The 9848-nt window shown below is 54.5% G+C and carries 6 protein-coding genes; 3 read left to right on the top strand and 3 right to left on the bottom strand.

What is annotated here, in order from left to right; translation table 11 throughout:
- Both RMSM_RS19360 and RMSM_RS19355 read right to left on the bottom strand, forming a co-directional pair.
- On the bottom strand, window positions 1–906 hold a 906-nt coding region (locus tag RMSM_RS19360; protein ID WP_261340344.1), incomplete at its 3' end, for a sulfatase-like hydrolase/transferase.
- 213 nt (window positions 907–1119) lie between these two features.
- The gene (locus RMSM_RS19355; RefSeq protein ID WP_040768215.1) at window positions 1120–1614 is read right to left on the bottom strand and encodes a PDZ domain-containing protein; all 495 of its coding nucleotides are present in this window, start codon (window positions 1612–1614) and stop codon (window positions 1120–1122) included.
- 290 nt (window positions 1615–1904) lie between these two features.
- Between RMSM_RS19355 and RMSM_RS19350 the strand changes: the two genes are divergently transcribed.
- The 3 genes from RMSM_RS19350 to RMSM_RS19340 all read left to right on the top strand — a co-directional run bounded on the left by RMSM_RS19350 (window position 1905) and on the right by RMSM_RS19340 (window position 9002).
- Window positions 1905–4691: a DUF1553 domain-containing protein gene (locus RMSM_RS19350; RefSeq protein ID WP_008699898.1), complete on the top strand. Its 2787-nt coding sequence runs from the start codon at window positions 1905–1907 to the stop codon at window positions 4689–4691.
- A 145-nt stretch (window positions 4692–4836) separates the two neighbouring features.
- Window positions 4837–6297, top strand: coding sequence for a DUF1501 domain-containing protein (locus RMSM_RS19345; RefSeq protein WP_008699896.1), 1461 nt, complete (start codon window positions 4837–4839; stop codon window positions 6295–6297).
- Between the two features lie 587 nt (window positions 6298–6884).
- Window positions 6885–9002, top strand: coding sequence for a carboxy terminal-processing peptidase (locus RMSM_RS19340; protein ID WP_008699892.1), 2118 nt, complete (start codon window positions 6885–6887; stop codon window positions 9000–9002).
- Window positions 9003–9411: 409 nt separating this feature from the next.
- On the opposite strand, the gene RMSM_RS41080 is transcribed toward RMSM_RS19340, so the two are convergent.
- The coding region (locus RMSM_RS41080; protein ID WP_040768211.1) for a dihydropicolinate synthase at window positions 9412–9848 on the bottom strand (437 nt) is incomplete at its 5' end.

The raw sequence follows: 9848 nt of genomic DNA, 5'->3' as shown, positions 1-9848 counted from the left end.
GTCGCTGCAGAACACGACCAGCGTGTTCTCGGCTAACCCAAGTCGGTCAAGTGTTTTCGTCAACTCGCCGACGCACCAGTCCAGTTCGATGATACTGTCACCGCGAAGCCCGAGTGAGGTTTTACCTTGGAATCGTTCGTGCGGAATGCGTGGTACGTGGATGTCATGGGCAGCAAAAAACAAAAAGAAGTTTTCGTCTTTATTTTGCTCGATAAACTCGACCGATTTTTCCACCCATTTGTCAGCGAGGTCTTCGTCACGAAATCGAGCTGCGTGTCCGCCGGTGTAAAAGCCGATGCGGCTGATGCCGTTATGGATCGTGGCATTGTGACCGTGCGACCAATCCATTTTCAATGTGTCACGATGCGTGATGCCGGTGGGATGCTCGGGGCTCGGCTTTTTATTGCCAACCCATAACGGGTCTGCGGGGTCGAGGTTTTCGACATGATGATCGTGCACATAGACCTGCGGTACGCGATCGTTAGTGGTTGGCAACAAGAAACAGGTATCGAAACCGATTTCCAGTGGTCCCGGTTTCAGTTCACCATTCCAATCAGGGCCATCCTCACCGCCCAAGCCCAGATGCCATTTTCCAATGACCGCAGTCTTGTAGCCAGCACCTTGCAGCAGCGACGCCACCGTTTCGGTGCCTGGTTTGATGATCGCCGGTGCGTTTGGCGGAGCGATCCCGGTGCCTTGCTCACGAAACGCGTAGGTACCGGTCAACATCGAATAACGCGTCGGTGTGCACGTGGATGCCGAACAGTACCCGCTTGTAAATCGCACCCCTTCGCTTGCCAGTTTGTCGATATTGGGAGTTTCTAACGATGTCGCTCCGTAACAAGAAACGTCACCATAACCAAGGTCATCGGCCATGATGACGATGACGTTAGGGGTTTCGGCCACCACACCAGCGGTTGGGATAAGCAGTAAAAGGACGAATAAAGCGGGCAAGCGGATTTTCAAGAGGGACACTCCTACGAAGGCAACTTCAAACTAGACGCATGGGGCGGGATGGGCGCGAACGCAGATACCCGAACCAGTCTACCATACACCGAAGTACCCTCGATGGGGATTGGCATTATGCCGGCGACTTTTCGAGCCTACGGGCGGACCGGTTTAGAAGTGGATACGGCCGCGCGCCAAGCGGACGTCAAGATTCTGTAAACGCAGCGTCCGACGATTTTGCACCAACAGCCGCACGAAGCCGTTGGGCGAAGCATGTCGCTGGATCAGGAAGTCAATCGGATATTGGCGGTCGATCACGTCACCAACTTGATAGCCGTTTACGGTGATGATCCGGTCACCCGGTTCGAGTCCTGCTCGAGACGCGGGGGTGTTCGGAAACACTTGCGTCAACAAGTGTCCGGTCGTTGTGTAATGACCAAACACTCCCAAGTGCCATCCACCGATGTGGTCGCGACCGGGATGTTGAGGTTCCACAAACGGATCAAAACCGTTTCCGAATTGCGGTTGTACTTCCGCAGGGACTTCCGCCTGTGCCTTCAACGCGTCGTCCGCTTGAACTCGAAGACCAGAGTGGATGTGTGGTACCCATGCCATGAAAACCACCACCGCAACAAATCGAAGCCGGTGTTGTGATCGATTGATCATCGCCCATTTCCTTCGTTCAACGAGATACATTTGCATTCGCCTATTTCAATTTTAGATGTATGTCCGGTGTGAGTTAAGGAATCACAGCTCGAAACGGACACCGAATTCTGGACACGCACAACGCCGCGTCCTACTTCTCTTGGCCGCTGGCGAGCGTGTTTGTCACGCGGCAAAACCGATCGAAATTTGCTTCGGGCCGGCCGCTGCCTTAGACTGACCTCCTCCCCCACCCACGTTTCCCACCCCCGCATGATCCTGACATGTTCCGGTTGCAACCTTTGCTGATACGGATGTTCCGATGGCGACGTCACTCGATAGCCCTGTCCGCTCTTGTTTTGGCAAAACTGATCGGGTCAACGTCAGCCCTGCACGCTGTCGATTTTGGCGACGAGATCGAGCCGATTCTGCAGACGCATTGTCATCACTGTCATGGCCCCGACGACGCGAATGGTCAATTGCGTTTGGATCGGTTGGCTAACATGTTGCGAGGTGGTAATTCGGGAGAACCGGCGATCGTTCCGGGTGACCCCGACGGCAGCTTTCTAATGAAGTTGATCACACACCAGGAAGCCGGACTTGAAATGCCACCTGACGACGCTTTGTCGCCCGATGAGATCCGTTTGATCGAAATGTGGATCGCCGAAGGTGCGAAGACGCCGGATCATTATGGTCCACCAACCGAAACGGTCTCGCTAGAGCATTGGTCGTTTCGCCCAGTCAAGCGACCCTCGTCCGCGAATTCGATTGACGGTTTTGTTCATACACGATTGGCGTCTGTCGGATTAGAACCATCACCGCCATCGGATCGACGCGTTCTGATTCGGCGTCTGTTTTTGGTGATGCATGGGTTGCCACCGACCCCCGAACAAGTCGACGACTTTGTCAACGACCAATCCCCCGATGCTTGGCAAGGCCTTGTCGACGAGGTGCTCGCCAGTGATCGGTATGGCGAGCGTTGGGCGAGTCACTGGTTGGATATCGTTCGCTTTGCTGAGACGAATGGATTTGAAACCAACCGTGAACGGCCGACGGCATGGAGATACCGTGATTGGGTGATCGATTCACTCAACGCCGACAAACCGTACGATGAATTCGTCCGCCAACAGATTGCCGGCGATGCGTTGGACGAGCCAATTGGAACGGGGTTTCTCGTTGCAGGGCCCATGGATTTGGTCAAAGGCAAAGATCCCAAGCTGACTCAAATGCAGCGTCAGAACGAACTGGATGACATCATCAATACATGTGGAACCGCATTCCTTGGGCTGACCACCGGTTGTGCACGCTGCCACAATCACAAATTCGATCCGATCACCCAAAAAGACTACTATGCGATGCAAGCCGTGTTTGCCGGTGTCCAGCATGGCGAAGCCACGCTGCCGCTGAGCGAACAAACTCAGCGGCGAATCGAGGCGATCAAGCTCGAGGCGAATCAAATTCGGCAGCGACTTGCGAAATATCTTTCGACAAATGCAGACATGTCGAATAAGAAGCCCAATCAGTCCGCCACGTTGCGTGATCGCGTGACAGCAAAGCATAACGTCGAGTCGTTTGCACCGCGTGAAGCTAAGTTCGTGCGTTTTACGATCGAAGCCACCAACGCAGGGGAGCCCTGTATTGATGAGCTCGAGATCTATTCAGGCGACAACAATGTGGCACTGGCTAGCCTCGGAGCCAAAGCGACTTCGTCGGGCGATTTCCAGCACCCCAAACACAAATTGCCTCATATCAATGATGGGAAATATGGCAACTCGCACAGCTGGATCGCATCCACACGCACGGGTGGCTGGATTCAGATCGAGTTGCCTGAGTTAACCCTAATCGACCGCATCGAGTGGGCGCGTGATCGCAATGGCGAATTCGCAGATCGTGTGGCAACGCAGTACCGGATCGAGTGGGCTAGCGAACCATCGCAGTGGCATCTCGTCGCGTCGTCCGCAGACCGTTTGCCGCCAGAGAAGTTGTTGCCAGACAGCAAATCGCAACCGGCCCGGTATGTGTTTACTTCGATCCCTGTGGACGAAGCCGAGCAAGGTCGAGCGTGGTTGTCCCGACTGAATCAAATCGAAGCGGAACAAAAGCGAATTCAGCAACGGCCGCGAGCGTGGATCGGCACGTTTCGTCAACCCGGTGCCACCTATCGACTGTACCGAGGCGAACCGGATGCCAAACGCGAGCGAGTATCTCCTGATGCAATCGACGCGTTCACCTCACTCGATTTGGAGCAGGATGCCCCTGAACGACTGCGTCGACTCGCGTTCGCGAATTGGATCGCCGCCAAAGAAAACCCGTTGACCGCTCGCGTGATTGTCAATCGATTGTGGCAATTTCATTTTGGCATTGGTATCGTCGACACACCAAGTGACTTTGGTCGCAACGGGACTCCGCCATCGCACCCCGAACTACTCGATTGGTTGGCGTGCGAATTGGTGGACAACGGCTGGTCGCTCAAACACATCCATCGGTTGATCCTGGGATCCGCAACGTGGCAGCGATCCAGCCGCCCGACGCCGGCGGGAACAAAGGTCGATGCGAATACACGAATGTTGTGGCGATTTCCTTCGCGACGACTCGAGGCCGAAGCGATACGTGATTCCGTACTTGCTGTTAGTGGCGTATTAGATCTCGCGACGCTCGGTGGACCAGGTTTCAGTGCGTTCGAAGTCCAACTCGAAAATGTACGCCACTACCACCCTAAACAAGAATATGGCCCCTCGGATTGGCGGCGGATGATTTATATGACTAAGGTGCGTCAAGAAAAGGATCACGTTTTTGGTGCGTTTGATTGCCCGGATGCGAGCATGGTGATGCCAAAACGCAGCCGCTCGACCACCCCGCAGCAAGCACTGAACCTACTGAACAGCCGGTTTGTGATGCAGCAAGCCGAGATCCTTGCAAAGCGAATTCAAAGCGAAGCGAAAACCGAGCGAAAACAAGTTATTCGTGCATGGCAGCTGTGTTTCCAACGCTCGCCAAGTGAACAAGAAATCGCCGACAGCGAACGATTCATTGAGCAGGAAGGCATGGTTCAGTTCACACGTGCGATCCTGAACGCCAACGAGTTTGTGTTCATACCATAAGTGGACCGCGTCGCTACACGATCCGACACGTTAGTAAGGGAATCTCAACCTCAACGCGGCCCGCCACTGACATTGCGGGTTTTTAATTGCTCTGCCGCTCGCCCGCCGCATTACTCCGCCACTTTCGACCTGCCCCTAGAAAGCCATGAACTCCTTCCTTGCGCGACGCAAATTTTTAACCGATGCGGCAACCGGTCTCGGCGGAATCGCATTGGCGAGTCTCTTAAACGATCAAAATCTGCTCGCAGCTGCACCCAAGCCGTTGCGACCACAGATCGATCCCGCCCATCCGTTCGCGTCCCGCCCGCCGCATCACAAGGCGGCCGCCAAGAATGTCTTGGTGATCTTTTGCGCGGGGGCGTGTAGCCAAGTTGATACTTTCGACTACAAACCCGATTTGATCAAACGCGACGGACAGCCGCTGCCGGGAGCGGAAAAATTGGTGACGTTCCAAGGCGAACAGGGGATGCTGACCAAGAGCCCTTGGACATTCCGCCCACGCGGCGAATCGGGAAAGATGGTTTCCGATCTGCTGCCCGAACTAGGCGAACTTGCGGACGACATGTGTTTCATCCATTCATTGACCGGCAAAACCAATACCCACGGACCAGGCGAGAACTTCATGTCAACCGGCAACACGCTCGATGGATTTCCAAGCATGGGGGCGTGGACGACGTGGGCATTGGGGACCGAGAACGAGAACCTGCCTGCTTATGTTGCGATTTCGGACCCTCGCGGCACGCCTCAATCGAGCGTCAACAATTGGGGCCCCGGCTTCTTACCCGCCGCGTTCCAAGGCACCGAGTTCAACGCCACCAAGCCACTGAACAACTTGCAAATTCCTGCGGGGATCTCGGCAAAAAAGGATCAAGCGACACGTCAGTATCTGCGACGTCTAAACCAGCGTCACCTTGAGCAGTTTCCGGGGGATAGCGAATTGGCCGCCCGGATCTCGAGTTATGAACTTGCTGCGCGAATGCAGTTGAGCGTTCCGCAAGTTACGGATTTGACAACGGAATCGAAAAGTACAATCCGGGCCTACGGGGCCGATGACGCGACCAATCCGCTAAAGGCCAAATTTGCTAACAACTGTATCTTGGCGCGACGCTTGATCGAACAAGGCGTGCGTTTTGTCCAGTTGTTCAATGGGGCCTATCAAACCGGTGGCGAAGGGGTGAGCAATTGGGATGGGCACAAAAAGATCGTTGATCAATACAACCAACATGGTCCGGTGTTGGACCAACCCTGTGCAGCGTTACTGCGTGACATGAAGCAGCGGGGACTACTCGAAGAAACGCTGGTCGTTTGGGTGACCGAGTTTGGACGAATGCCAACCTTTCAAAAGGGAGCCAGCGGTCGTGACCACAACCCCGAGGGCTTTACGGCTTGGATGATGGGCGCCGGCGTCAAGGCTCCGTTCACTTATGGGGCGACCGATGAATTCAGCTATCGAGCAATCGAAGACGTTGCAACCGTTTACGATTTACATGCCACGATCCTCCATTTGCTCGGGCTGAATCACGAGCGACTTACGTACTACTACAACGGTTTCGAGCGACGGTTGACCGATGTTCATGGACATGTGATCAAGGACATCTTGAGCTGAACGCCGCCTCGGCATGTCGATTTCACTGGTCTTCGGACGTGCGGTAATTAAGTTGCGCAATGCCATCTACTTTCGTAGTGGGACTCGCCAGAGTTCCTGGTGTTTCAACAGCAAAGATGGGAATTCTGGCGAATCCCACTACTTGAGCATCCCCCAATGGTTGCCAAAGAGATGGCATTGCCCACCACCAGCATGCTGGCGGTTTCGAGCGGCAATCCACGAGAAATCTGTGCGGCTGGCGCCCGCAATGGTTACCTAACCGGGTAAAATAGGCGAGGAAACCGACATTGCCCTAAATCACGCTCTCTCCTAGGATCACATCACGACCCTAGCCAGACGTCTAAGGTGAAGACAGCGGTTCCCTATCGATCGCGTCTGCGCTGCTTATTTCCCGCAGCGCAGCACCGTTTACGACGCTTTCGCAAGTCGAAACACGCCAAAGAAAACTTCCTCAGGAAACCACTATGGATTGCCGTTTATCTACCGCCAACCGTACTCTGAGCGATCCCAACGCCTTGAGTGCCTCTCGAACTCGCGCCAACGATCCGAATGCTGCTGCACGGCAGAGCTCGCCACGATCACACCGGATGATGACGTGGTCCCGGCCGTTGTTTGCGGTTCTGTTTGCCGTCTTGGTTGCGGAAGTATCGCTGGCACAGAACGAGCAAGCCACGATCGACCGACCGGGCACTCAACAGGTGATTGGCAACGCGGTGCAACGCGACCTGGGCCCCGCGAAACTGGCAACCCCCGGCCCCAAAGATCCGCTCGTGGCGCGTTTGATCGCAACACTGATGCCACGCAATCATGTTTCCAGCCAACAATTAAACGACACCGTCAGCCAGCGCGCCCTCAATTTGTTTTTGAAATCGCTGGATCCAATGAAGCTGTATTTTCTGCAAAGCGACATTGATCAATTTCAACGCAACAGCACTCGCATCGACGATATGGTGCAAGCAGGCGATTTGTCGTTTGCCTATGAGGTGTTTGGACGATTCGTGCAACGAGTCGACGAACGCGTTTCGGTTGCACTGCAATTGTTAGACGGTGAATTCGATTTCACGATTGACGAACAAATCATCACCGATCCTGAGGCAACCGTTTACGCCAAAGACGCGAACGAAGCAAACGACCGCTGGCGTCGTCAGATCAAATACGCCCTGCTGGACTTGAAGGACGAAGGCAAAGAAGGGGCTGAAGCTCGCGATTTGCTTCGCCGACGTTACCTCCGCTACGACCGTCGATGGCGAGACACCGACAGCGATGCGTTGTTGGAAATGTACTTGACCGCGGTCACCATGGCCTACGACCCACACTCGACGTATATGTCGCCCGATTCGCTTGACGAATTCGACATGATCATGCGATTGAGTCTCGATGGAATCGGAGCCCAGTTGCGTGAAAAAGATGGCAACACCGTCGTTTCGCGTGTCATTCCTGGTGGAGCGGCTGCTAAACATGGCAAACTGAAAACCGACGATGTGATCGTTTCGGTTGGCCAAGACGAAGAAGGCCCGATGGTCGATATCGTCGAGATGCCGCTGAACGACGTGGTGGGTTTGATCCGCGGGAAAGCGGGAACGATCGTCCGTTTGGGCGTCAAACCGGGCGGTGCGGGCGAAGTGGAAATCCACCGCATCGTTCGTGCTCGTATCGAGCTGGACGAATCCGCCGCGCGTGGCAAGATCATCGAACATTCCTTGCCCGACAATCCCGGACAAACGAAGAAGATTGGCTACATCAACCTGCCCAGTTTTTACATGGACATGGAAGGTGCCAAGAACAACAAACGAGATTTCCGCAGCAGCACACGCGACGTCCTGCGAATCATCGAAGATTTCAAGACAAAGGGGATCGACGGCATCGTGCTCGACCTCAGCACCAACGGCGGCGGAAGTTTGACCGAAGCGATCAACTTGACCGGGTTGTTCATCGACCACGGCCCTGTGGTGCAAGTCAAGAATGCCGATGGTTCGGTCCAGCAGTATGACGACGATGACCGTGGCACCGCATGGGATGGCCCGTTGGTGGTCATGACCAGCAAATTCAGTGCAAGTGCCAGCGAAATTTTCGCCGGTGCGATTAAGGATTATCGTCGCGGCATCGTTGTCGGCGACCCAACCAGCCACGGCAAGGGAACCGTGCAAACGCTGATGGATCTTGGCCAACAGTTGTTCCGAAACAACCGAGCCAACTACGGCGCATTGAAGGTCACCCTTCAACAGTTCTATCTGCCCGACGGCGAGAGCACTCAATTGGCTGGAGTTTCGGCCGACATCGTACTGCCCTCGATTACCGCGAAGATGGACGTGTCCGAAAGCGATTTGAAGTTTGCTCTGCCTAACGATCGTGTCAAACCCGCCAAGCACGAGAATTACAACATGGTGCCCGCGGAGTTGATTGGCCAATTGCGTAACGATTCGATGGGCCGGATCAGCCAAGAAAAAGAGTTCACCGAACTACTGAAGCGAATCGAATTGTATGTTCAACAAAAAGAGCAAGCATCGATCTCGCTAAATGAAGGCGAGTTCATGGCACGCCGAAAAGAACTGGATGCTCAGAAAGAAGAAGAAGAGAAAGAACTCGAGGCCGAAGTCGGAGCCCAAGAGGTCTATCGCGACTACTTCTATAACCGTGAAGTACTGAACATCGCCCATCAATACATCGATGGTCTGAAGAAACAGAACCTAGCGGTCGCTCGCTAAAACGATGCGAGACGCAGAATCAGAAAAAGGCGGAGTGCTTCACGAGCACTTCGCCTTTTTTCATTTAATACGGTGTCAAGGAAATAGCAAACGCTAGTGTTCCGACCATTCTTAAATGGTTGCGTTCAGGGTAGTGGAATTCGCCAGAATTCCTCACGATCCAAAATTCCTCACGATCCAAAATTCCTCACGATCCAGGATTTCTGGCGATCCGGGATTTCTGGCGACCCAGGATTTTTTGGCGATCCGGGGTTTTTGGCGACCCGGGATTTCTGGCGAAATCCACTACCCTAGCGGGCGTCGGTCCGGTTTCCACCGGACCATCATCACCCGACGGGTCAGGTTTGTTCTGCGTATTTCGGGCAAAGGCCTAGCAATTTACCTAGCCCGGTCCAACGGGCCGGGGAATCTAGCTTGCCAACATCCCTTTTGCCACGTCGGCGATCTTTGCGATCTGCTCGGCACTCAAATCACTTAGCATCGGCAACAGTGGGCCGGTCTCGCAGATCCCTGCTCCGGCAACCGCGTGATGCAGTACGCGAATCGGGTTGATGTCGTTGCGAAGATCTTCGAGCGGCTCGAACCACTTGCGAATCGCTTCGGCGGTTTCAAAATCGCCTCGATGAATCGCATGCATCATCTCCATCGACTTTGCCGGAGCGACACAGACGCAACCGCTGGTGAATCCCGTCACGCCAAAGTCGCGGAGATGGACGATAGCTGGTTGTTCGCCGATCCCGCTGACGATTCGCTCGGCCGGAAACACCTCCATCACTTCTTTTAAATAGTCATCTTGCGAGGGATCTTCGCGAACGACCGCGTACTTGATCCACGAGATGGCACCGT

This window comes from Rhodopirellula maiorica SM1 (assembly GCF_000346295.1).
GTDB lineage: Bacteria > Planctomycetota > Planctomycetia > Pirellulales > Pirellulaceae > Novipirellula > Novipirellula maiorica.
Note: the sequence above shows the minus strand (reverse complement) of the source record. Positions and strands in the feature narration are given on the sequence as shown.

Coding starts and splice junctions, on each gene's coding strand:
- RMSM_RS19355 (WP_040768215.1), bottom strand. CDS start 1,614: ATGATCAATCGATCACAACACCGGCTTCGATTTGTTGCGGTGGTGGTT.
- RMSM_RS19350 (WP_008699898.1), top strand. CDS start 1,905: ATGTTCCGATGGCGACGTCACTCGATAGCCCTGTCCGCTCTTGTTTTG.
- RMSM_RS19345 (WP_008699896.1), top strand. CDS start 4,837: ATGAACTCCTTCCTTGCGCGACGCAAATTTTTAACCGATGCGGCAACC.
- RMSM_RS19340 (WP_008699892.1), top strand. CDS start 6,885: ATGATGACGTGGTCCCGGCCGTTGTTTGCGGTTCTGTTTGCCGTCTTG.